18 protein-coding genes and 1 tRNA gene are annotated in these 24,773 nt (G+C 67.6%); 12 read left to right on the forward strand and 7 right to left on the reverse strand.

Annotated features, from left to right (window positions below):
* Positions 1-16: 16 nt before the first annotated feature.
* The 3 genes from mdh to KF684_02940 form a co-directional block, all read right to left on the reverse strand.
* Positions 17-994, reverse strand: coding sequence for a malate dehydrogenase (gene mdh / locus KF684_02930; protein ID MBX3351864.1), 978 nt, complete (start codon positions 992-994; stop codon positions 17-19).
* A 142-nt stretch (positions 995-1,136) separates the two neighbouring features.
* The gene (locus KF684_02935) at positions 1,137-1,508 is read right to left on the reverse strand and encodes an STAS/SEC14 domain-containing protein (GenBank protein ID MBX3351865.1); all 372 of its coding nucleotides are present in this window, start codon (positions 1,506-1,508) and stop codon (positions 1,137-1,139) included.
* Between the two features lie 322 nt (positions 1,509-1,830).
* Entirely contained in the window at positions 1,831-2,550 is a 720-nt protein-coding gene (locus KF684_02940; GenBank protein MBX3351866.1) for a hypothetical protein, read from the reverse strand.
* A 235-nt stretch (positions 2,551-2,785) separates the two neighbouring features.
* On the opposite strand from KF684_02940, the gene KF684_02945 reads away from it, so the two are divergent.
* Complete coding sequence (locus KF684_02945; protein ID MBX3351867.1) at positions 2,786-3,958, forward strand: aminotransferase class I/II-fold pyridoxal phosphate-dependent enzyme; 1,173 nt, start codon at positions 2,786-2,788, stop codon at positions 3,956-3,958.
* Between the two features lie 484 nt (positions 3,959-4,442).
* Here KF684_02945 and KF684_02950 read toward each other — a convergent pair whose 3' ends face one another.
* Positions 4,443-5,306 carry a metal ABC transporter permease gene (locus KF684_02950; GenBank protein ID MBX3351868.1) on the reverse strand — a complete coding sequence of 288 codons (864 nt, stop codon included), beginning with the start codon at positions 5,304-5,306 and terminating at the stop codon, positions 4,443-4,445.
* Complete coding sequence (locus KF684_02955; protein MBX3351869.1) at positions 5,306-6,172, reverse strand: metal ABC transporter ATP-binding protein; 867 nt, start codon at positions 6,170-6,172, stop codon at positions 5,306-5,308. The genes KF684_02950 and KF684_02955 overlap by 1 nt, the downstream gene beginning before the upstream one ends.
* A gap of 100 nt (positions 6,173-6,272) precedes the next feature.
* Between KF684_02955 and KF684_02960 the strand changes: the two genes are divergently transcribed.
* The 9 genes from KF684_02960 to KF684_03000 all read left to right on the forward strand — a co-directional run bounded on the left by KF684_02960 (position 6,273) and on the right by KF684_03000 (position 20,570).
* Entirely contained in the window at positions 6,273-7,892 is a 1,620-nt protein-coding gene (locus KF684_02960) for an NAD(P)/FAD-dependent oxidoreductase (GenBank protein MBX3351870.1), read from the forward strand.
* Positions 7,893-8,180: 288 nt separating this feature from the next.
* A complete protein-coding gene (locus KF684_02965; GenBank protein ID MBX3351871.1) occupies positions 8,181-10,922 on the forward strand; it encodes a DEAD/DEAH box helicase in 2,742 nt (913 codons plus the stop codon).
* 284 nt (positions 10,923-11,206) lie between these two features.
* Positions 11,207-11,279, forward strand: a tRNA-Ala gene (locus KF684_02970).
* A gap of 99 nt (positions 11,280-11,378) precedes the next feature.
* Positions 11,379-14,435, forward strand: a complete 3,057-nt coding sequence (gene mutS / locus KF684_02975; protein ID MBX3351872.1) for a DNA mismatch repair protein MutS — start codon at positions 11,379-11,381, stop codon at positions 14,433-14,435.
* A 36-nt stretch (positions 14,436-14,471) separates the two neighbouring features.
* On the forward strand, positions 14,472-14,693 hold the full coding sequence (locus tag KF684_02980) for a hypothetical protein (GenBank protein MBX3351873.1): 222 nt from the start codon (positions 14,472-14,474) through the stop codon (positions 14,691-14,693).
* A gap of 163 nt (positions 14,694-14,856) precedes the next feature.
* Positions 14,857-15,624 carry an N-acetylmuramoyl-L-alanine amidase gene (locus KF684_02985; protein MBX3351874.1) on the forward strand — a complete coding sequence of 256 codons (768 nt, stop codon included), beginning with the start codon at positions 14,857-14,859 and terminating at the stop codon, positions 15,622-15,624.
* A 191-nt stretch (positions 15,625-15,815) separates the two neighbouring features.
* Positions 15,816-16,769: a serine/threonine protein kinase gene (locus KF684_02990; GenBank protein MBX3351875.1), complete on the forward strand. Its 954-nt coding sequence runs from the start codon at positions 15,816-15,818 to the stop codon at positions 16,767-16,769.
* Positions 16,766-17,716: a metallophosphoesterase gene (locus KF684_02995; GenBank protein ID MBX3351876.1), complete on the forward strand. Its 951-nt coding sequence runs from the start codon at positions 16,766-16,768 to the stop codon at positions 17,714-17,716. The genes KF684_02990 and KF684_02995 overlap by 4 nt, the downstream gene beginning before the upstream one ends.
* Positions 17,717-17,945: 229 nt before the next feature.
* Complete coding sequence (locus tag KF684_03000; GenBank protein ID MBX3351877.1) at positions 17,946-20,570, forward strand: hypothetical protein; 2,625 nt, start codon at positions 17,946-17,948, stop codon at positions 20,568-20,570.
* A gap of 78 nt (positions 20,571-20,648) precedes the next feature.
* Here KF684_03000 and KF684_03005 read toward each other — a convergent pair whose 3' ends face one another.
* Positions 20,649-21,131, reverse strand: coding sequence for a hypothetical protein (locus KF684_03005; GenBank protein ID MBX3351878.1), 483 nt, complete (start codon positions 21,129-21,131; stop codon positions 20,649-20,651).
* A gap of 80 nt (positions 21,132-21,211) precedes the next feature.
* Here KF684_03005 and KF684_03010 point away from each other — a divergent pair, with 80 nt between their 5' ends.
* Positions 21,212-22,303: an aldo/keto reductase gene (locus KF684_03010; GenBank protein ID MBX3351879.1), complete on the forward strand. Its 1,092-nt coding sequence runs from the start codon at positions 21,212-21,214 to the stop codon at positions 22,301-22,303.
* 61 nt (positions 22,304-22,364) lie between these two features.
* Here the strand turns inward: KF684_03010 and KF684_03015 are convergent, their stop codons facing one another.
* Positions 22,365-23,192, reverse strand: a complete 828-nt coding sequence (locus tag KF684_03015) for a universal stress protein (protein ID MBX3351880.1) — start codon at positions 23,190-23,192, stop codon at positions 22,365-22,367.
* Between the two features lie 282 nt (positions 23,193-23,474).
* Between KF684_03015 and KF684_03020 the strand changes: the two genes are divergently transcribed.
* Positions 23,475-24,644, forward strand: a complete 1,170-nt coding sequence (locus tag KF684_03020) for a glycosyltransferase (GenBank protein MBX3351881.1) — start codon at positions 23,475-23,477, stop codon at positions 24,642-24,644.
* The last annotated feature ends 129 nt before the right edge of the window (positions 24,645-24,773 follow it).

Genomic DNA, 24,773 nt, shown 5'->3' on the forward strand with positions numbered 1-24,773 from the left:
AGCGTGTCGGCCCGGCTTACGCCAGTTCCGGGAACAGGTCACGCACGACCTTCACCAGGTCCTTCACGTGGCTGACCGACTCGTCCATCAGCTTGCTCTCGCCGGCGTCCAGGGGCAGGTCCAGCACCTTCTCGACGCCCTTCGCGCCGAGAATCGCCGGGACGCCCACGAAGTAGCCCTTGCCCTTGTCGCCCACGCGGTACTCGCGCTCGCAGTACGCCGCGACCGGCAGGATGCGCTTCTTGTCCTTCAGGATCGCCTCGACCATCTGGATCGTGCCGCTGGCCGGCGCGTAGTACGCGCTGGTGCCCATCAGCTTCACGACCTCGCCGCCGCCGACCTTGGCGCGCTCCACGCACGCGTTGATCTTCTCCTCCGACAGCAGCATCTGGATGGGGATGCCGTGCACGCTCGTGAAGCGGGGCAGGGGCACCATGTCGTCGCCGTGCCCGCCCAGGAGCAGGGCGCTGATGTCCTCGATCGAGCAGCCCAGCTCCATCGCGAGGAACGCGCGGTAGCGCGCCACGTCGAGCGCGCCGGCCTGGCCCATGATGCGGTGCGTCGGGAAGCCCGTCACCTTCCACGCCGTGTACACCATCGCGTCGAGCGGGTTCGCCACCACGATCACGATTGAGTCGGGCGCGAACTCCCGGATGTTCTCGCTCACGCTCTTGACGATCTTGACATTGGTGTTGATCAGGTCGTCGCGGCTCATCCCCGGCTTGCGCGGCAGGCCGGCGGTGATCACCACGATGTCCGAGTTCGCGATGTCCTTGTAGTCGCTCGTGCCGGTGATCTTCGAGTCGAACCGCTCGATCGGCCCGCAGCACGCCAGGTCCAGCGCCTTGCCCTTGGCCACGCCCTCCTTGTCGGGGATGTCCAGCAGGACGATGTCGCCCAGCTCCTTGGCCGCCGCCCAGTGGGCGCAGGTCGCGCCGACGTTGCCGGCGCCGATGATGCTGATCTTGGGACGACGGATCGCGGACTGGGCCATGGGGAGCGGGTCCTCTCTCGGGGTCAAACCGGGGGCGAAGCGTGCGAATCCCCCGCCAAACGCGCGGAATCGAGGCGGGGGCGGATGGTAGGACCGGCCCGCCCGGGTGTCCGGTTCCGGCCGCTCCCTCCCATCCGAACCATCAGCCCGCGTCCGAGGCCCACGCCATCGCCTCGTCCCGGCGCCCGTCCTCGAAGGCCCGGATCTCGATGTTGGGGATGACCTTGTCGGCGAACTCGACCAGCGTTCGCATCCACTCCTTGTCCGTCACGACCGCCGCCCGCGCGAAGCGGTTCCACTCGCCCAGCTTGCTCAGCCCGTACCGCACCCGCTTGGCGATCGCGTCGGCGGTCATGTCGGAGAACCCGATCATGTCCACATACATCCCGATCCGCGGGTGGCCTCGCAGCGCGCCCTCCACGCGGTCGATGATCTGTTGATACTCGTCCGCCGTCAGCGTGCCCGTGACTCGGAACGCCGCGACATGGCCCGGGGATGTCAGCACCTCGATCATGACAGTCTCCTCTGTGCGTGTGAACCGCTCGAAGACCGCCGCCCTGACGCCATGATCTTAGCCGCACACGCCCGCGCACTCCAAAAACAGCCGCGTGCCGCGCCCTGAGGGAAGGGGAGCGGCACGCGGCGCACAGGGAAGCATCGGCGGCAATCGGGGTCGGCGGCGGGCGGGGATCCTCTCTCCGCTTCTGGCGTTGCTTCCCGCCTACTCGGGAAAGGCCCGCCGCGTCCCCCGGGGCCATGGCCGCCGGGGATCAGGAAGGACTCCGTGATGAAAGCTCACGGAGCGTGGCAGTTCGGCCGGACAAGCCGGTGAGTCGTCAGGATCGCTTGCGCCGCGACGAGATCACGCACGCCGCCAGCATCAGCGCGCCCGAGCCGGGCGTGGGGATGATGAGGAAGGTGCTCGTCAACTGGGCGTTGTCGCCAGGCGTGAGCGTGAAGGCGTTGCGGATGCCGATCTCGCTCAGCACCGCCGGGCCGGTTTCGCCGATGAAACTCTGCGTCGGCAGGCCCGCTGTCAGCCCGGCGCCCGCGATAAACGCCTGCGGGCCGTCGTAGAGCGTGCGGACCGTTCCGCCGTCGACGAGCGCCTCATACAGCGAGGCGCCCGCGGAGTCGCGCAGCTCAGCGCCGTTGCCGGTGAAGTCGCCCACGCTGCCCGACAACGACCCGGTCATCGCGCTCGGCGCGCCGACCGGCGCCGCCGCCAACAGCACCTCGATGGAAAATGCCTGCGTCACACCCGTGAGATTGCGAAGGTTGATGTCGCTGAACACGAACGGGTCGGGATCGAGCTCGAGCTCCCACGAGCACTCCCAGTCGGCGCTCGCCCACGACCCGCTGATCCGGAACACATCGCCCGGGCTGCGGGTCATGCTCCACGACTGCGGCTGCGACTGGGCGCTCCACGACCTGTCACCCCAGCGGATGACCAGATCCCACGCCGAGCCGCCTGCGCCCGGCTCGCTGATGCCTGCGCTCGCGACGGGCGAGACGATCGCCGCCGACGCGAGCAGAATGATCGCGCGGATACCCATTCGAGTCTCCTCTTCTCCGTCCACGCGGTTCCCCGCGCGGCGGCGTTCGTTGTCGGTGGGCCACATCCAGGGGAACAACCCGGGGGCGGGGGAGTCGTCGTCGCGGGCCCTCGCGTCCGACGCGTTCAGGAAGGTGTCAACGCCGTCAGTTTTCCCGGCCCGATCGAGAACTCAAGTCTGGGGGAAACACCTGAACGAACTCTGCGCACGGTGAAGGAACGGGTATGCTCCCGCGATGTCGACCGCGAAACGCCTCGTCCCCTTCGGCACCACCATCTTCACCGAGATGACAGCGCTCGCGCAGAAGCATCAGGCCGTCAACCTCGGCCAGGGCTTCCCCGACTTCGAGGGCCCCTCGTTCGTCAAGGACGCCGCCGTCGACGCGCTGCGCACCAAGCCCAACCAGTACGCCCCCCTCGCCGGCGTGCCCGAACTCACCGGCGCGATCGCGTCGCTCTGGACGCGCGAGACCGGCCTCGCGTGCGACCCGCGCACGGATGTCACCGTCACCGCCGGCGCGACGGAAGCCATCGCCGCCGCGATGCTCGGGCTCGTGAACCCCGGCGACGAGGCGATCCTCTTCGAGCCCTACTACGACTCCTACCGCGCGTGCGTCGCGATGGCCGGTGGCACGCCCCGATTCGTCACGCTGCGCGCCCCCGACTTCCGCTTCGACGAAGCAGCGCTCCGCGCCGCGTTCACCGATCGCACGAAGCTCGTCCTCGTCAACACGCCGCACAACCCCACGGGGCGCGTCTTCTCGCGCGCCGAGCTCGAGCAGATCGCGCGCCTCTGCGTCGAGCACGACGCCATCGCGATCACCGACGAGGTCTACGAGCGCCTCGTCTTCGAGGGCGAGCACCTGCGCCTCGCGACGCTGCCCGGCATGGCCGAGCGCACGCTCACGATCTCATCGCTCGGCAAAACCTTCTCGCTCACCGGCTGGAAGACCGGCTGGTCGGTCGGGCCCGAGCCCCTCACCCGCGCCGTGCGCGCCGCGCACCAGTTCCTTACCTTCGCCGTCGCCACGCCCCTCCAGCGCGCCGCCGCCGTCGCGCTCGGATCGCCGCCGTCGTTCTACGACGAACTCAGCGCAACCTTCCGTGCCAAGCGCGACGCGCTCTGCGACGCGCTGCACACGATCGGCTTCCGAGTCAGCGTGCCGCAGGGCGGGTACTTCGTGATGGCCGACTTCTCGACGCTCGATCTCTCGCGCCTGGGCCTCGCGCAGGGCGCGGACGATGTCGCGTTCTGCAAAGCGCTGGTCGAGCGCGTCGGCGTCGCGGCCATCCCACCGAGTTTCTTCTACGAGCACAAGGCCGAAGGCCGCACCCTCGCCCGCTTCGCGTTCTGCAAACGCGACGAAACCATCACCGAAGCCGTGAAGCGCCTCACCGCGCTGCGCTAACTCTTCCCCTTCTTCCTGCTCCCTCCTCCCTATTCCCCGCTCCCTCTCCGCCTCGTGCCCCGTGCCCAATGCCTTCCCCAAAAAAACAGCCCCGGCGAGCGGTGCTCACCGGGGCCTGCAGTGCCTATCGAAACATAGGGGTCTGCCGGGCTGCGCATGCGCGAGCCCCGTCGGGTGCGTCAGTTGCGCAGCCCCTTGGTACAGTCATACTTCACTGGATCACCTCCTTCAGAAAGAGCCACGCCGGCCGTCGCGAGGGTGTACTCCCTCGCCGCCGGACTCCTTCTCCCAGGACCGTCGCCCTGGGCACATCGCCCGCGAGTGAATCGCGGTCGTCGCGGGGCGTTTCGCGCTGGTTCGGACGGGTTCTCCGACCGGCCGTTTCGCGAGCGCGCACCGCGATGTCAGCATGACATTTTTCGGCCAAAGTGCAAGGCAGGTTGCACAGAATCTGCGCGAAAAATCCGCGCCGAATCCCCCACCCTCACACACGCCCCGGCGACGCCGACACGCCCCGAACGCCCGCGGCCCACGACGCCGCGTACAGCAGCGTCAGCACGCCCACGATGCTCGCGCCCGGGGGAAGGTCCAGCTCGAAACTCAGCACCAAGCCCAGCGCCACGCCCAGCACCGCCGCCACGCCAGACACCACAAACACGGCGCCGAGTCTGCGGCTCAACCGCAGCGCGATCGCGCCCGGCAGCACCAGCAGCGCCGTCGCCAGAATCACCCCCGCCAGTTTCATCGCCGTCACGATCGCGACCGCCAGCAGCGTGAGCATCAGCACACGCACCGCGCCCGTGCGCACGCCCGCGCTCTGGGCGCCCGTCTCGTCGAACGCCCAGAACAGCAGGCGCCTCCTCGTGCACCACACCACGCCCAATGACGCCGCCGCCACGGCGCACGCGATCGCCGCGTCGGCGCGCGACACCGTGATGATCGAGCCGAACAGCAGCCCCTCCCAGCTCGGCGGCGCCCCCGCCCCGGGGTTCCGCGCGCGCAGCGCGAGCAGCATCGCCCCCAGCGCCATCGACGCGACCAGAAAGATCCCGATGATCGTGTCGGCGCGCGTCTCGCGGTTCCTCGACAAGTACGCCACGCCGATCGCCGACGCGACGCAGAACGCCGCCGTCGCGCCGAAGGTCGCCGCCGCGCCCAATCCCAGGAACGCCGCGAGCCCGACGCCCCCGAACGCCGCGTGGCTCACGCCCTGACCGATGAACGCCATCCGCTTGATCACCACGAACACCGACAGCGCCGCGCACAGCCCCGCGATCGCCAGGCCCGCCACCACGCCCGGCGCGAAGAGCCCGGCGCTTTCGCCCGTGAGCATCTCGATCGTGCGCATCAGACGCCCCCCCCACGCGACTCGCCGCGCCCGTGCGAACACCCACAGTCGTGCGACTTCGGCGCATCGTCCGGCATCGGGCACTCGCTCGCCGCGTGCGCGTGCAGGTGGACATCACCGAACACACCCTCCACACCGTGCGTGAACACCTCCGCCAGAACCTGCGGCGTCAGCCCGCCCGGCGCATCGTGGAAGTGCAGCGTCCTCGCCAGACACGCCACCCGGTCACACCCAGCCGCGATCGCGCGGATGTCGTGACTCACGATCACCACCGCGATGCTCGGCGCACGCTTCCGAAGCGTGTCGAGCAGTTCGGCGAACCGCGCCTGGCCCTCGGCGTCCACGCCCACCGTCGGCTCGTCGAGCAGCAGCAACTCCGCGCTCCGCGCGATCGCCCGCGCGATCAGCGTCCGCTGGATCTGGCCCCCCGACAGCGTGCCGATCTGCCTGTCGGCGAACGCCTCACCCCCCACCATCGACAGCGCCTCCGCCGCGCGACGCTTCGAGTCCCGCGAGACCCGCCTCCACCCCGGCTCGCGCAGGGCCGCGGCCAACTCAACCGCCTGCCTCGCGCTCACCGGGAAATCCAGTTCCGCCGAGACCTTCTGAGGGAGCGCCCCCACCCGCCCCAGCCGGCGCGCATCGGCCGGCTCTGTCCCCAGCGTCTCCACCCGCCCGGCCGTGGGCTTCAGCAGCCCCAGCGCGAGTTTCAGCAGCGTCGACTTCCCCCCGCCGTTCGGCCCGATCACGCCCAGCCGCTCGCCCGGCTCGACCCGCAGCGAGATGTCGCGCAGCGCCGGCGCACCCCCGGACGCCCCGGGATAGGCGAAGGAGACATTCTCGAAAACCAGCGCGGGGCCGGGCATAGGTGGAGTGTCCGCGTGCCGGGGCGCCGTGTCCAATCGCCGGGACCCGTGAGCACACAGCCCCTCGAAGTCGGTCGCCGGTGTTCTAGACTCGCACCCCATGCTCCGACTGACGGAAATCCGGCTCCCGCTCGACCACCCGCCCGAGGCCATCGCCCGGGCCGCCGCCGCGCGCCTGCGCATCCCCCCCGCCGACCTGCTGTCCTGCACCGTCTTCCGGCGCGCGCACGACGCGCGCAAGCAGCACGCGATCAAACTGATCTACTCGCTCGATGTCGAGGTCAACGACGAAGCCGGCGTCCTCCGCCGCTTCGCCAACGACACCACCGTCAGGCCAACCCCCGACATCGAGTACAAGTTCGTCGCCCGCGCGCCCGCGAACACCTCCGTGCGCCCCCTCGTCATCGGCGCCGGTCCCTGCGGCCTGTTCGCCGCCCTCCTCCTCGCCCAGATGGGCTTCAAGCCCATCATCCTCGAACGGGGCAAGGTCGTCCGCGAACGCACCAAAGACACCTGGGGATTCTGGCGCAAATCCCTCCTCAACACCGAATCCAATGTCCAGTACGGCGAGGGCGGCGCCGGCACCTTCTCCGACGGCAAACTCTACAGCCAGATCAAAGACCCGCGACACCTCGGGCGCAAGGTCCTCACCGAGTTCGTCAAGGCCGAAGCGCCGCCCGAAATCCTCACCGAAGCACACCCCCACATCGGCACCTTCCGCCTCGTCAAGATGGTCGAGAACATGCGCGCGACCATCGAATCGCTCGGGGGCGAGTACCGATTCGAGAGCCGCGTCGTCGACCTCGACATCGAAACCAATCCGGACGGCTCGCGCCAGATCCGCGGCGTCGTCCTCGACAGCGGCGAGCGCATCGCCTCCGACCATGTCGTCCTCGCCGTCGGACACAGTTCGCGCGACACCTTCCAGATGCTCCACGACCGCGGCGTACACATCGAGGCCAAGCCCTTCTCCATCGGGTTCCGCATCGAACACCCCCAGTCGCTCATCGACGCCGCCCGGTTCGGCCCCAGCGCCGGGCACCCCATCCTCGGGGCCGCCGACTACAAACTCGTCCACCACGCCAGCAACGGGCGCGATGTGTACAGTTTTTGCATGTGCCCGGGCGGCACCGTCGTCGCCGCGACCTCCGAGGAGGGGCGCGTCGTGACCAACGGCATGAGCCAGTACTCGCGCGCCGAGCGCAACGCCAACTCCGGCATCGTCGTGGGCATCACGCCCGAGGTCGATTACCCGGGAGGCCCCCTCGCCGGCATCGCGTTCCAGCGCAAGTGGGAATCCGCCGCGTTCGTCGCCGGGGGCAGCGACTACTCCGCCCCGGCCCAGCGCGTGGGCGACTTCCTCGAGGGTCGCCCCAGCACAACGCTCGGCAGCGTCATCCCCTCGTACAAGCCGGGCGTCCGCCCCACCGACCTCACCCCCTGCGTCCCCGAGTACGCCACCGTCGCCATCCGCGAAGCCCTCACCAAGTTCGGCCGCCAGATCCGCGGCTACGACATGGACGACGCCGTCCTCACCGGCGTCGAGACCCGGACCTCCTCCCCCGTCCGCATCACGCGCGACGAGACCTTCCAGAGTCTCAACACCCGGGGGCTCTTCCCCGCCGGCGAGGGCGCCGGCTACGCCGGAGGCATCCTCTCGGCGGGCGTGGACGGGATCAAGGTGGCGGAGGCGGTGGCGCGGAGTGTGGCGGAGGGGTGAACGCGAAATTCAGCATTAACGCATCCAGCCCGGCGCACATGCCAAGAGGGTAAGCGCCTCTGCGATCATCATGATTTCAAAAACCTGCGGCCAAAAAGAACGACATGTCGAGAGGCTCCACCCCTCCGACAAACGCGGGAGTCGTGCCGGCGGAAAGGGCCGACACTGGCGGGTCTGCACGGCAGAAATCGGCTACACTGCGGTCGATTCGGGAGCAGACCGAGAGGGGGAGGCTGTGCGGCTCCGAACATGCAATTCAAGCTACCCGGAAAACACAAACGAGCGACAATGGAAGACTTTACAGCACATTCCCACCTGAATAAGGCGCTGATCGAGTGCCTACAAGAGTGGCAAATCGAGTCCCTGACCGACATTCAGAAGCGGGCCATCGATGCGGATGTACCATTGGGCACGAGTGCCATTGTCTGTGCTCCAACATCCTCGGGAAAGACGCTGATTGGCGAGCTCGCGCTGGCCAATGCACTCAGCAATGGTCGCGACGCGGTGTATTTGGTATCGCATAAGGCACTCGCAGATCAGAAGTTCTTAGATTTCACCGATCGGTTTTCGACCGCTCGTTGGAGTTCCTCCGTCACCGTTGGCATCAGTACCGGCGACAGGGAGGAAGGTGATGTCAACTGCCGCTTGCTGATCTCGACCTACGAGAAGGCCCTTGGCTTGATTCTCGCCGGTCGCCTGAAATTGTCCAATTCGGTCGTCATCGCCGATGAGCTTCAGATTCTTGGCGAAGACGGACGAGGTGCCGCCGTTGAGACGCTGTGCGCGCTTCTCCGCCAGCGAATGCTGCACCAGTTCGTGGGCCTTACCGCAACGGTGGAAAATCCTGAAGATCTTGCAGCATGGATGAACTGTACTACGGTCCGAAGCGCAAGGCGCGATGTGGATTTGCTTCAGACGATTCATTACGACGGGGCGCGTTACACGGTGCGGTTCGGACAAGAGGACGGAGAATCGACTACAGGCGGGCGAGCGAGCACTGATTTGTTCGATGTGGTTCGACAGACGATAAAGGACGGCCTGGGGCCGGTGCTCGTTTTCACCGAGACGCGGCGCGAGGCCTCTGATTACGCCAGCGTGTACTGCAAGCAGTGCCAGCGTGCCGCTCACGGGATGGAATTGTCAAAGCAGCTCGAGCTCTTCTCGGAGCCGACGGAATCCTCATCGCTACTGCGCTCCCACGCGGAACGACTCGTGACCTTTCATTCCGCTGACCTGACACGTGACGAGAGGTTGGTAATTGAGTCGGGTTTTAAGCGAGGTAGCTTTCAAGTCTGCTTCGCAACATCGACACTCGCGGCTGGCGTGAACTTTCCTTTCCGCACTGTTATCTTCGCAAAGTTGACCTACGAGTACGGCGAGCGACAAGGGAAGATGCTCACGCGATCCGATTATCGCAATATGTCCGGGCGAGCGGGACGCCTCGGCCACCATGACGACGGTCGCGTCCTGCTCATGCCAAGGAACAAAGCGGAGCTTCAGCACGCCAACCAACTCGTCTCGCCAGAAAACGACCGTGTCGACTCTACACTCGTGACGCTCAGCATGCGTCGCACGGTGCTTTCCTTGGTGGCAGCGCGAGCGATCACTTCCAAGGATGAACTGAAAACATTCTTTGAGAACACATTCTACTGGCATCAGACGCTTGAAAATAATCCAAAACTGCTTGACGCAATCATCGCCAAGGCATCGCAAGCGATTGACTGGCTCTTGGACAACCGTTTCATCGAAGAAAGTCACGCAACCCTCCTGGCGACCCCCTTGGGCAAGTCCACTTCACTGGCCGGTCTGTTGCCGGAAACTGCTAAGCAATTCGTTGATCTCTTGGCACAGAAGGCGCATGAACTGCAAGACTCTTTTTCGATCCACGAGATGGCGTTGATCCATTGGGCCGCAACTTGTCCCGAATTCATCGGCGAAAGACCTTCTCGGTTCTTGCCCTACCCATCGGGTCAGATGAAGCCTGAATCGTCCGTGTTCATGCAGAGGGTTCCGCACCTAACCGCTTGGGACAGAACGGACGAGAGAACGACTCGCTGCATCCATGCGATGAGCTTGTTCATCCAAGGCGAAGCGGAGCGAAAGATTCGATTCGCCACGGGAGTATCGTCCGGCAATCTTCATCGGCTCTCGATTGATCTGAGCTGGGTCATGGAGGGATTGAGTTGTATTTCTGGCGCTTCCGACCTCGGATGCCCGCAGTCTCTGACGAACCAACTGAGTATGCTGTCTCGCCGAATCCGCTGGGGAATTCCCGTCGAGGCTTTGGATGTGCTGCGAATCGCGAATCGTCACAATGTTCCTGGATTCGGGCGGCAGCGCGTCATGGCACTGATTGCCAACGGCTTGGTGACGGTGATGGATGTGCTCACGGCAGATACGGGCCAATTAATAAAATTGCTGAGTGGGGATCAACGCACGAAAGCTCTCGTTGCCGCGCTCTCCGACAGCTTCGATGGCGGTGCCGCTGCGTTCCAGCGACTGCATCTTCAGTTGGGTCGTGAGCTAGGAATCGAAGCGAAGGTGGCTGCGTGCTATCAGACCCTCGGGACTGAGTATGAAAACGCCGTCTATGAACTCCTGAAAGAAGAGCTCCAATGGGCGGTGGATGTGCTGGACGACGGCATGCGCCAGAATGTTCCCGACCTGCAGCTCGTTCTTGGCGAAACGGAACTCTTGATCGAGTGCAAGTCGGTCACCAAGATGCCACCGCTCATCGCCAAAGAGGAAGCATTCTCCGTGCTTCAAAAGGCGTCAGACTTCTCCCAGTGCATGAAGCGAGTCACGCTCGGTAAACCGGATTTTGATGAGCACTCGAAGAACAAGGCCGCTGCGTCTCCCACCATCACTCTCGTTTCGCACGGCGTGTTCATGGAAGGACTAATGCGAGTGCTCACCGGCCGTCTTTCAGCCGGTGACTTCGTGCAATGGCTGGCCGAACCTGGAGTCACGGACCTGGGCCGGCTCCCCGGCACGCCAACCTATGCAGACCCGTATCCGCCGAAGCAATAGTACATCTGAGTGGTCGGCGGCTCACTCCGTATGGTAGAGCTGTCATAAACGGTCGAAGGGCGTCTCGGTGCTCACTCAAAGCAATTCATATGCGAAGAAATGTGATCCGTGAGACTTCCGCCATGAAAGCGAGGTCACGGGATTCGAGCCCTCAGGACCCTCGGATCCCTCACTCTTCCTACCCCCTTTGCCCCCGCCCCCCCGCCGGGATATCGTCCGTCCCCGCCGACGGGGAAGGCCGCCAGCGACCCCCCAAGGGCGCCCGGCCGACAACCAGAACGCTTGGGGCGGTAGCTCAATTGGGAGAGCGCCTCGGTCGCATCGAGGAGGTTGTGAGTTCGACCCTCATCCGCTCCACTTGCCCAAGCACGCCGCGGTTCCCCACGGACCCGCGGCGTCGTTGTTTTTGAGGGCTAACCCCTGCACCCCGGGCACGCCCGCCGTACCCTGTGCGAAATGCCGGGCTCGACCCACGACATCACGCCCGCCCTCCCCCTCGTCGCCGACGACAGCGACCTCGCGCCAGCCCCCGGAAGCCCCGGAAGGGCCCCCGCGGCGTCGGGAACGCCCGACAGCAAGCCCAAGCCGAAGAACGACCCCCGCGACCCCCGCGACCCCCGGGGGACGCCGGCGATGCGCCAGTACTACGCCTTCAAGGAGCGGCACCCCGACTGCGTGCTCTTCTTCCGGATGGGCGACTTCTACGAGATGTTCGACGACGACGCGATCACGGCACACAAGGCCCTGGGGATCACGCTGACCGAGCGCACCGCCGGCGTGCCCATGGCGGGCGTGCCCTACCACAGCGTCGAGGGCTACCTCAAGCGGATGCTCGAGAAGGGCCACCGCGTCGCCGTCTGCGAGCAGATCCAGGACCCCAAAGAGGCCAAGGGCGTCGTGGAGCGCGCCGTCGCGCGCGTCCTCACCCCGGGCACCGTCGTCGACGACGCGCTCCTCGACGACGCGGCCCACTGCAACCTCGCCTCGGTCTGCTTCCTCGAAGCCGGCGAGTCCCCCGAGGCGCGCATCGCGTGCGCGATCGTGGAACTGTCGACCGGGAAGTTCACGCTCTTCGACTGCCGCGCCGCGGAACTCGCCGACGAACTGGCGGCCCGCAGCGTGACCGAACTGCTCTACGCCGACACCGCCGACGGCGCCGCCCCCCCTCGTGTCGAGCGGCTCTGCGCGCAACTGGGCGTCTCGCGCACGCCCCGCCCGGCGTGGCAGTTCCGCGCCTCCGACGCGCACGAGGCGCTGACCCGCGCCTTCCGCGTGCGCTCCCTCGCCGGCTTCGGCCTGCCGGACGACGACCGCGCGATCCCCGCCGCCGGCGCGATCGCGCACTACCTCGCCGAAACCCAACTCCCCGGCGACACGGCGGCCAAGGGTCGCTCGCTCTCGCACCTGCAGCCCCCTCGGCGCGACGACGCGGGCGACGCGCTGCGCATCGACGCCGCCTCGCTGCGCTCGCTCGAGGTCGAGCGCACGATCCGAGCGGGGCAGGTCGGGCACTCGCTGCTGGGCGTGTTCCTCGAGGGAGGCGCCTGCCGCACGCCGATGGGCAAGCGCCTGCTGCGCGACTGGCTCTGCCGCCCGCTGGCGAGGCGGGGTTTGATCGAGTCGCGCCACGCGCGGGTCGGCGCCCTCGTCGAAGACCGGCGCGTGGCGCGCGAACTGGCGGACTCGCTGGGGAAGATCCAGGACATCGCGCGCATCGCGGGTCGCGTGTCGCTGCAGCGCGCGACGCCGCGCGACATCGTGGCGCTGGGGCGTTCGCTGAGCGTGATCGACGCGCTGCGCGACGCGCTGGACAACGCGCCCTCGTTCAAGGACACCCGGGCCGCGATCGAGGAGTGCCGCGACGCGCTGTCGCCGCTCTCGCGGGCGATCCTGGAGCGATGCGTCGAGTCTCCCCCCCACCACCTGCGCGAGGGCGGGCTGTTCAAAGGGGGCGTGGACGCGGAACTGGACGAGTGCCGCGGGCTGGAGCGCGACGCGACGACCTGGCTGGCGAAGTACCAGAGCGAACTGATCGCGCGCCACGACCTGCCCGCGCTGCGCGTGTCGTTCAACAAGATCTTCGGGTACTACATCGAGTTGCCCAAGGGCCAGGCCCGCCGTGCGCCCGACGAGTTCTCGCGCAAGCAGACGCTCAAGAACGCGGAGCGCTACACCACGCCCGAACTGAAGGAGTTCGAGGACAAGGTGCTGTCGGCGCGCGACCGCGCCATCGCGCGCGAGCAACTTTTGTTCGACGGGCTGTGCGAGCGGATCAACCAGCGCGCCCACGAGATCGCGCGGTTCGCCGACCTGGCCGCCGAACTCGATGCACTGGGCTGCTTCGCCGAGAAGGCGGCGCGCCGCTCGTGGGTGCGCCCCGAGATGCGCGACGAGCCCACGCTCGACATCGCGCAAGGGCGCCACCCGGTGCTCGAATCGACGCTCGGGCAGGACTTCGTGCCCAACGATGTCGCGCTCGCGACGGGCGAGCAGCCCGCGTCGCTCGCGCTGATCACGGGCCCGAACATGGCGGGCAAGAGCACCTACATCCGCCAGGTCGCGCTGATCGCGCTGCTGGCGCACGCCGGCTCGTTCGTCCCGGCGGAGCGCGCCGTGATCGGCGTGTGCGACCGCGTCTTCACGCGCGTCGGCGCCGACGACGCGATCCACGCCGGCCAGTCGACCTTCATGGTCGAGATGACCGAGACCGCCAACATCCTGCACAACGCCACGGCGCGCTCCCTCGTCATCCTCGACGAGATCGGGCGCGGCACATCGACCCTCGACGGGCTCTCGCTGGCGTGGGCGATCGCGGAAAGACTGGCAGCAGGGAGTGGGGAGCAGGCAGCAGGAAAGAGCGCCGCGAAGTCGGGTGAGGGGAGTCGGCGGAAGTCGGACCCCTCACCCCAACCCTCTCCCCAAAGGGGAGAGGGGGCCGGAGGGGGAGCCGGAGGCGAACTTGCACCCCCTCCCGCTCGCGGGAGGGGGCAGGGGGAGGGCCTCGTACTTCCCCCCTCCCGCTCGCGGGAGGGGTTGGGGGAGGGTCTTCCTCTTCCCGCGCGCGGCCCGCGCACGCTGTTCGCGACGCACTACCACGAACTCACGCAACTCGAGGAGCAGCTCAGCGGGCGCGTGACGAACCTGCATGTCGCGGTGCGCGAGTGGAAGGACGAGATCGTGTTCCTCCATCGCATCCTGCCCGGGCGCACCGATCGTTCCTACGGCGTGCATGTCGCGCGCCTCGCCGGGCTGCCGGCCGATGTCGTCGCCCGCGCTCGCCAACTGCTCGAATCGCTCGCCGTCTCGCACGAGGGCCCCGCCGCCGCGCCCCCGCCCCCGGCGCCGGCCCCCTCGGCGCGACCCGAGCCGCGCCCCCAGCTCGCGCTGTTCCGCGAGTACGAGCCCCACCCGGCGATCGAGCGTCTCCGGGCCCTCGACCTCAACACGCTCACCCCCCTGCAGGCGTTCGACGCCCTGCGCGCTCTGGCCGACCTGTCGCGCGACGACGGGTAACCACCCGCTCCCGTTCTGTTCGGTACACTCCCCCCGATGAACCGCCGACGCGTCAGACTGCTCTGCTGGCTCTCGCTGCCCCTGCTCGCGGCCGGGGCGTCGTCGGGCTGCGGCAAGGCGCTGTTCTCGCCCAGCGAGTACCGGACGCAGTTCGACCGCTTCGACGCGACGCGAGGCCAGTTCGCCGAGCAGTACGTGGAAGACGCGTACGGGCGTCGCCGCCCGAACCTGCGAGGGCGCCTGGCGCCGCGCGACTGACGGTCCCGCACGGGTTATCCACCGGTTGTCGACAGGTCCGATAGACCCGGTTGCGTCTGGCCGCCTCCCCGAACCCTCGTGCGCGCCCCTTCTTGCGCCGCTTCACGCGCGAACTTCGACAGAATTCGCAAGAAAGCCCACTCGCAGCGCCGATTCTGCTTGGGTGAGCGTGTATCTTCCTCGGGACGATCACGCCCACGAGAGCATCCACGCAGGACGCGAGAACGCGATGCCCGACACCATGCAGGCGACCAGCAACCCACACGACGAGAACCGCTCCGGGCTCCTTGCCGCGGCGAAAGGGTTGTCTCGTACGCAGGTCGTCTGGGCGTCGCTGCTGGCGGCGATGACCGTCTTCGGAGGGCTGCTCCTCGCGATCGACACCCCCCGCTCGTCGGGCGTCCCGGGGATCGCGCTGGCCGCGTCCGTCCCCGCCGCCGGCGCACCGGCGATCGAGGCGATCTTCCAGACCGCCGCCCCGCTGCAGCGCGACCGCTGGCTGCGCGTGGTGATTCACCACTCCGGGTCCGCGTTCGGCTCGGCCGACACCATCGCCGCCGAGCATGCCGCTCGCGGCCTGCAGGGGCTCGGGTACCACTTCGTCATCGGGAACGGGCAGGGCTCGCGTGACGGCGAGCTCTTCGTCGGCGCACGCTGGCTCGACCAGCTCCCCGGCGCCCACGTCGCCGGGCCCGAGGCCGCCTGGAACAACCAGCACGCGATCGGCATCTGCCTCGTGGGCGACGGCGACCGGCGCGGGTTCACCCCCGCCCAGCTCGCGCGCCTCACCGAGCTGGTCACCACGCTCAGCCGCCAGCTGGGCATCCCCGAAAACCAGGTCGTCCTGCATCGCGACCTCGCGCCCACCTCCAGCCCCGGGCGCATGTTCCCCGAGGCCTCGCTCCGCGAGCGCCTCGTCGCCTTCCGGTGATTCCCCCTGAGCGGGACCGCGAAAAAAACCCTACTGTGTTCTCCCGGTCGCCTCCGTCCGGCGCACCCTTGCGTACAGTTGGCCGCGCACTGCCCCAAACTGGCGGGTCCCTGTTCTTGTGCGTGAAGTTTGTGTATTTATTCGCCTCTTGATTTGACCCGACCATCGTTCCCCGCCGAACGGACAACCCTGTGACCTCATTCGAGCCAGCTAAACCCGGCACCAAACTCGCGGGATTCAGCGTCATCGCCGAGATCGGGCGCGGCGCCGCGTCCGTGGTGTACCTCGTCCAGGACCCCAAGAGCAAGCAGATCTACGCCCTCAAGCAGGTCCAGAAGCACGGCCCCAAAGACCAGCGGTTCCTCGATCAGGCCGAGTCCGAGTATCAGGTCTCCGTCAAGGTCAAGCACCCGGTCATCCGGAAGATGCACGACATCATCAAGAGCCGCGCGCTCCTCCAGGTCAAAGAGCTCTTCCTGGTCATGGAGTACGTCGACGGCGTCGCGATCGACAAGCACCCGCCCAAGTCCATCGAGCAGGCCCTCGCGATCTTCTCGCAGGTCGCGCGCGGGCTCGCCGCGATGCACCGCGCCGGCTACGTCCACGCCGACATGAAGCCCAACAACGTCGTCGTCTGCGACAACGGCGACATCAAGATCATCGACCTGGGCCAGGCCTGCCCCCTCGGCGCCGTCAAGGAGCGCATCCAGGGCACCCCCGACTACATCGCCCCCGAGCAGGTCCACCGGCGCGAGATCACCGAACGCACTGACGTCTACAACCTCGGCGCAACCCTCTACTGGGTCCTCACCGGGAAGAACATCCCCACCGCGATCCCCAAGTCCGATTCGCTCGTCTCGTCTCTCGACGACAACCTCATCGAGAGGCCCCGGCCGATCCGCGAGGTGGCGCCGCAGGTCCCCGAGCAGCTCGCCGACCTCGTGATGCAGTGCGTCGAGGTCAACCCCGCCAATCGCCCTCAGAGCATGGAGGTCGTCGCCGACAAGCTCGATTTCATGCTCGCCAAACTCCGCGCCGAGAAGCAGCGCCTCAAGGCCGGCTCGGGCGTCGCGATGCAGGCGCTCGCGCGCGAAGGCCACACCACCTTCGGCGCGAACGGCGCCGACGCCGGGTCCACGCAGTGAGCGACGACGCGCCGCCAGCGACTCTCGACCCCCTCCCGCGCATCGCCGATCTCGACCTGCGCTCGCCCGACGCCATCTGCGCCATCTTCCGCGACGCCGCCGACGCCAACCGCAACGCCGCCTGCCGGCGCGGCGCCGTCGACCTCATCGAGCCGCGAGGGTCTATCCTCGCCACCGGTGATCTCCACGACAACCCCGTCCACTTCGCGCGCGTCGTCGAGCTCGCCCAGCTCCACAGGCACACCGACGAACACCCGCGCCACATCACGCTCCACGAGATCATCCACGGCGGGTCGCTCATGTCCGGCGTCGACCTCTCGCACCGCGCCCTCGCGCGCGTCGCCGCACTCAAGAGCATGTTCCCCGAGCAGGTCCACACCCTCCTCGCCAACCACGAACTCTCGCAGATCGTCGGCCTCGGCGTCGTCAAAGACGGCGTGCGCATGAAGGAGGCCTTCATCCACGGCGTCGAGTACGTCTTCGCCGACGACGCGAGATCCGTCCTCGACGCGATCGAGACCTTCATCCGGTCCATGCCCCTCGCGCTGCTCTCCGGTCGCGGCACCGACCATTGCGTACTCTTCGCGCACTCACTCCCCGAGCCCGCGCTCATGTCGCGCTTCGACCCGACCATCCTCGACCGCGACATGACCGAGGACGACTACGAACCCCGCCAGGGCAGCGCGCACCTCATGATCTGGGGCCGGCGCCACACGCCCGAGCAGCTGCGCGAACTCTCGCAGCGCTGGGGCGTGCGCATGTTCGTGCTGGGCCACGAGCACGCGCAGGACGGCGTCCGCTTCGTCCCCGACAACGCGGTAGTCCTCAACAGCGATCACAACGAGGGCGTCGCGCTCCGCCTGCCCCTCGACAACCCGCCCCCGATGCCCCCGGGAACGCACAACGGCTGGGAGATCCTGCCCTTGCGCGATGAACCGATCTTCTGACCAACGGCAACTCGCTCGCGATCTCCCCGTGCTTCCACCGGGTGTTCTTGAGCTGAATCGTGTTGCGATCCATGGGGGAATGAGTAATCTGGATGCCGTGCTCCGGACGGAAGCCCGCTTCCGCCCTCCAAGGAGTCGACGCCCCGCCGGACTGCGCGCATCAGCGCAGGTCTCACCGCAGGCGGCTCGCGCCGGTCGCACGATCGTCATCCGAAAGCAGGCAAGGAGTATGGAACTCAACGCCGACACGCAAACCGCGTTGTCTAGCGCACGCACCACGCACGCACGCACTCGGCCGCGACGAGCGACCTCGCTCGCGGCGCTCGCGCTGCTCGCCAGCGCCGCGTCGCACGCGCACCTGGGGGGCTTCGAGGCCGCCGACGGCTACGCGCCGTTCCTCAACATGGTTCAGAACTACAACGCCGGCCAGTACGGCACGGTCTGCGGCCTGGGCGGCTCGCAGACCCCCATCACGCCCAACACCGGGCTGTGGGAAGCCCTCGCCGGCGGGTTCTTCTCCGGGGGCAGCGTCTCCTACGCCACGGGCCACTCGTGGTACGACCGCACCTGGGTCAACTCCGGCGGCACATCCGGCGCCGCCTCCGACCAGGCGCTCGTGCTCACCACCGGCCACGAGGGCTGGGGCGGACCGGCGCTCAAGTACAAGTACACCCTCGACTCCTGCGACCTCAACGGCTGCGACCCCGCCGACACCGCCGGACGCATCGTCAAGGTCTCGTTCTGGGTCTGCGCGCAGCTCGCCGGGCCCGAGCTCGGCGGCCAGATCCCCAACGGCTACTTCGGCGACGAGATCGCCTTCCTCGACTCCTCCGGCAACATCGGATTCATGCTCGGGCTGACCCAGCGAGCCACGGGCGACAGGGTCACCTACTGGAACGGCTCGAGCATGTTCGAGTCCACCATCGTCGCGGCGAACAACCGCTACGACCGCTGGGACATCACCCTCGACACCGGCGCGAACACCATCTCCGCCGACTACTACTCGTTCATCGCGAACAACACCACGACGGTGCTCACCAACGTCCCCATGATGGCGAACATGAACGACTTCGCCGCCATGACCTTCCGCACGAGCCCGGGCGAGAACAACTGGAAACTCATGTCCGTCGACGATTTCGTGTTCGACTTCGACTGCGACGCATGCGCCATCGCCGATGTCCTCGAAGTCGTCTGCGAGCTCGACGGCAGCGGCGACATCACCGCCAGCATCAAGATCACCAACAACTCCGGCGTCGACGCCACACGCATCCTCGTCACACCGCTGCCCCCCGGCGCGCCCGTCAGCGTCACCCCAAACGTCATCAATCAGTTCGTCGCAGGCACCGGAGGCATGCACACCTTCGATGTCACCTTCGGCGGGCTGATCGACGGCGTCGAATTCTGCTTCGTCGTCACCCTCCTCGACGCGTCTGGCAATGTCTGCTGCTCCGTCGTCGTCTGCATCACGCCCGATTGCGACTGTCTCCAGATACGCAGCGCCAACTCCTCCATCGTCTGCGTCCCCGGTGCGCCCCCCGGAACCTACCTCTACACCTTCCAGTTCGACAACCTCACCCCCGACACAATCCACCACATGTTCTTCTTCCCGCCCTCAGGCGTGACCATCAACCCCAACTATGTCGCCCTCGTCCCGCCCGTCGGCCCGCTGATGACCTCGCAGTCCATCACCCTCATGATCACCGGCGCCACGCCCGGCGAGAAGCTCTATTTCGACATCGGCATCCACGACCTCATGCTCAACGAGTGCTGTGTTCAGGAAGTCTGCGTCGAGATCCCCGAGTGCGACGACATGCACCCACGCGGCGCCTGCTGCTTCGACGAGCCCGGCGTCCCGCAGCCCATCTGCGTCATCACCACGCAGGACGACTGCATCAACCGCTACCACGGCGTCTACCTCGGCAACAACACCACCTGCAACCCCAACCCCTGCCTGCCCGACCCGCAGCCCACCAGCACCCACCTCACCGCAATCACCCGCTGCTGCTGGCCGCAGGACCAGACGGTGACCACCACGCTCACCATCTGCAACAACACCGGCGTGCCTCGCAACTACTCGTGGTCGCTCAACAGCGTCGCAGGCGCCGGATGCAACACCATCATCGCGTCCAACTTCATCGCCCCCAACAACGGCACGGTCACCGTCCAGCCCGGGCAGTGCGTGGACATCCCCATCACCATCTTCTGCGAGGGAACCCTCAGCACACCCAACGCGATGGCCTGCCTCGAGGCAACCGTCACCGACCTCGCGAGCGGCACGAACTACACCAGCACCGGCAAGGTCGTCACGACGATCCTCGATCCGACCGGCAACATCCCGCGCTGGTGCGTGCCAGTCCCCGACCCGTCGATCTTCCTCGCAAGCGCCGGCTACGCCAACGGAACGTTCACCATCACCAACGAGACCATGTTCGACGCGATCTTCTCCTACCGGCTCATCTCCGGCGGCGTGCTCAGCGTCGACGGCAGGAACCCCGGCGAGCCCGTCGAGAACTTCGTCCTCATCCCCGGCGGACAGTCCCTGCCCATCCTCTTCGCCGTCTCCTTGACCGAAGAACGCCCCAATGAGTTCTTCGACGCGGTCCTCTTCGTCGAGACCGACGCCGGCTTCGAGCCCGTCGCCTCGCAGGCCTACACCCTCGAGCGCACCGAGCCCTGCATCGGCGACGCCAACGGCGACGGCAGCGTCAACTTCGCCGACCTCAACACCGTCCTGGGCTGCTTCGGCGCCGTCGGCGACCCGGGCCATGTCCTCGGAGACCTCGACCGCAACGGCATCGTCGACTTCGGCGACCTCAACATCGTCCTGACCAACTTCGGAACCAGTTGCAACTGACCCCCTCACGACAACCCGAGCACATCAGCCCCCGTCGGCCCGCCCCGGCGGGGGCTTTCCTTCCCTCGCACCCCATCATCACTCGACCGGATACCGAGCGCCCACGCGCGCGCTGTGCCACGACGCGCCGCACTCCGGGCACACCACCAGCGAATCCTCCCCCTCCAGCGCGTCGCGAAGCGGATAGCCGCAGCTCGCGCACACGCCCCACGCCAGACACCGGCGCACCGACCTCGTCTTGCGCCGCCAGTGCCACAGCGCGATCAGCCCGAACACCAGCGTCCAGAACGCGAGCATACCCGCGATCTGGCGCCAGCCCGCGTTCACCGGAGGCCACCCGCGAGAGACAAGACGCAAGCCCATCTGGACGAACGCCACCGAGGCGATGAACAGCAGCATGAGACCGACGAACCGCAACGGCTGCTGCGGCACGGCCAGGCGCAATTCACGCCTCTGAAAATCAGTCAAACCTTCCTTCAGATCCCCCGGATCGACCAGCGGCACGCGCGCCCCCCGGTCATCCTCGATCGTCAGCCATCGCTCCAACACCCGCATTCGCATCCTCTGTCCTCCAGAATCCGCCCGCCACTCGGCACGCCAACAATCTCACGCACCGCCAGCCCCCCATTGGAGCACACACGATGACCTCGCTCAAGCACTATGTCACCCTCGGCCGCAGCGGCCTGCGCGTGTCTCCCCTCTGCCTGGGCACGATGACTTTCGGCGAGGAATGGGGCTGGGGCTCCAGCGTCGAGGACTCCAAACGCATCCTCGCCGCCTACCTCGACCGCGGCGGCAACTTCCTCGACTGCGCCAACATCTACACCAAGGGCCACTCCGAGAAAATCGTCGGAGACTACCTCCGAGGCCTCGGCGCACACCACCTCGGACGCGACCGCGTCGTCATCGCCACCAAGTTCGGCGGCAACATGTTCCTGGGCGACCCCAACGCCGGCGGCGCAGGACGCAAGGCCATCCTCGACCAGGTCCACCACTCGCTCCGGCGCCTCCAGACCGACTACATCGACCTCTACTGGATGCACTTCCACGACCGCCACACCCCCATCGACGAAACCATGCGCACCCTCGACGACCTCGTGCGCAGCGGCAAGGTCCGCTACATCGGCTTCTCAGACACCCCCGCGTGGATCGTCTCTCGCGCCCAGACCATGGCGGAACTCAAGAGCTGGACGCCCCTGGTCGCGCTCCAGATCGAGCACTCGCTGCTCGAGCGCACCGTCGAGGCCGATCTCATGCCCGCCGCGCGCGAGCTCGGGCTGGGCGTCACGCCCTGGTCGCCCCTGAAGGGCGGCCTGCTCACCGGCAAGTACACGCGCACCACAAGGCCCGGGCAGGGCGAGTCGCGCGCCGCCGCCAAGGAGCTCGACGAGCGCACGCTGACTGTCATCGACGCGCTGCTCAGCGCCTCGAAGAAGGTCAACGCCTCGCCGGCGTCGGTCGCCCTTGCGTGGGTGCGTCAGCGCGCCGGCGTCGCGTCCACCATCATCGGCGCGCGCACGATGGAGCAGCTCGACGCCAACCTCGCGTCGCTCGATGTCACGCTCCCCCAGAGCGTCGTCGACGAACTCGACGCCGTCAGCAAGCCGACGCTCCCCTTCCCCCACGCTTTCCTCGAGAACATCCCCACCGTCACCCACGGCGGCACGACCATCAACAACCTCTCGCGCGACCCATGGAACCTCGCCCCAGCCACGAACGCCGAGCGCCACTAAAACGCCCAATCTTCTCCCTCCTCCCGCTTGCCTCGTGCCCCGTGCCCCGTGCCTTCCCCCCTCAATGCACCAGGATGATCGGCGCCTTCACGCGTTTGAGCACCCGCGGCGCCGTCGAGCCGAACAGCAACTCGGCGAGCCACGACTCCCCATACGCGCCAAGCACAACCAGCGAACCGCTCGAATGCTGCGCGAGCGCCTCCTCGACCGCGTGGGCGCAGTCGTGCGACTTCGCGGTCGCCGTCACCGTCGCAGGGCACCCCTCGGGCAGCGCCTCGCGGGTGCGCGCGACCGCTTCCTCGGGTGTCTGCCCGTCACTGGGCAGCGCGACGACGTCGAGGGGCCAGCCGGTTTCCTTCGTGAGCATCCCGGCGAAAATCATCGCGCGTTTGCCCTCCGCCGTGCCGTCGAACACGCTCACCAGCCGGTCAATCGGGGACGCGTCCTCGCTGACCACCAGCGTCGGACAAGGCGAGGCACGCACGAGCCCGCGCGTCATCGAGCCCACCCCCGACTCGCGGAAGCGACCCTTCTTGCCGACCGCGATCAGGTCGTCCGCGTTGGCCATCTCCACCAGCACCTCGCGCAGCGAGCCCTGCTCGATGCGCCCCTCGAGCGAGACCCCCCTCGCACGCGCCTTGGCGTGCAGGTCGTCCATCTCGCGCTCGGCCCACGCGCGCTGCTCGCCCAGATCCTCCGCATAATTTGACATAGGGCCCGGATCAATCGCGACCATCGGGTCCGCCAGAACCGGCGGCGGGGGCAGCGGCTCGACCGTGTAGACCGCGAGCATCGGGCGCCGAAGCGTCGACGCGAGATCCACTCCAAGCTGAAACGCCGCCCTCGCCAGTCGCGAGCCGTCGTACGCCACGATGATCCGTCCGAGCATGAGGAACCTCCAAGCGCCTCAGAATACCCGAGTTGGACGCCGCGCAGGCCCGCGCGCCCCGAGAATCGCGGAATGCCCCGCTGCATATTCACAAATCGTCAAGATCTTGACTTGCCTTTTCACCAGCGAGAGGTCATACTCTGGGTGCCCCCGGAAGGGCGGCGTGACTGCCTCTGGCGGTCCGCCGCCTTTTTCTTTTTTTCATCATCGCGCAACCCTCCGGGGGCATAACGGGGGCTTCGGGGGCATCCGGGCGCCCGCCTTCGCACGATCCCGTTGACGATGGACCCCACCCTCGCCGCCACCGCGTTCTTCGCAGTCGTCTGTCTCGCCTGGCTCGGCATCGTCGTCCCGGCGACGATCGGACTTGTGCATATGCCCCGCCTGCCGGATCTGCGCGACGCGCCGCCTGCACGCGTCAGCGTGATCCTCGCGGCCAGGGACGAACAGACCCGCATCGAGCAGACCGTCCGTCGCGCGCTCGCCCAACTCGGAGTCGACCACGAGGTGATCGTCGCCGACGACCGCTCGACTGACGAGACGCCCGCCATCCTGGGCGCCCTTGCACGCGAACAGCCGCACCTGCGCGTCGTGCGCATCGACGAGCTCCCCGCCGGTTGGCTCGGCAAGTGCCACGCGCTGCACGCCGCCGCCGCCCACGCGACGGGCGACATCCTCGTGTTCATCGACGCAGACACCTGGCTCACCGACACCGCCGTCGCGCGCGCCGTCGCGCTCGCCGCCCGGCTCGACGCCAAACACCTCTGCCTCGCGCCCTCGCACGCGTCCACGACGCTGCCCGGGCGCGCCGCGCTCCTCGCCGGCACGACGCTCCTCGGTGTCCGCGCGTTCTTCCTCAACCGCGACCTGCCCACCGGCTACATGGGCATCGGCGCGTTCAACATGATCGACGCCGCGCTCTACCGCTCCTTCGGCGCCCACGAACCCTTGCGCCTTGAAATCGTCGACGACGTGAAGCTCGGCATGCTCGCGCGCAAGGCCGGCGCACGCTCGCGACTCGCCTTCGCCTCCCACGATGTCGAGGTCGAGTGGGCAGGGTCGGCGCGATCCCTCGTCGCCGTCCTTCGCAAGAACGCCTTCGCCACCCAGAACTTCTCGATCGTGCGCACCACGCTTCTCGCGCTCGTCGCGATGCTCTGCCTGCTCGCGCCGATCGCGGCGCCCGTCGCCCTCGCGCTCGCCGAGCGCGACGCGCTCCGGCTCGCCGCGGCCTGCGCGCTGGGTGCCTACCTCGCGACGATCGTCCCCGGCGCGCTCGGCGCACGCTCCCAGCGCTGGGGCCTCGCCGGGGCGCTGCTCTCGCCGCTGGCGTACTGGATCATCCTCTTCGCGGGCGTGAACTCCGCCGCTCGCACCCTCCTCGAAGGCGGCGTGCGCTGGCGAGACACCTTCTACCCCCTCGCCCAGCTCCGGCGCGGCGTCGTCCGCTGACCACTCCCCCCACGCGCAGTCGCCCGGGAGGGTAAACGCCCCCCGTCCGGCTACAATCGCACGCGAGCCCTGCCCTGCGCTGACGACCCCCCACCCACCCCCGGGAGCGTCGCCCACGCCCGGACGCAG

The sequence above is a fragment of the Phycisphaeraceae bacterium genome (assembly GCA_019636675.1).
GTDB lineage: Bacteria > Planctomycetota > Phycisphaerae > Phycisphaerales > UBA1924 > JAHBXC01.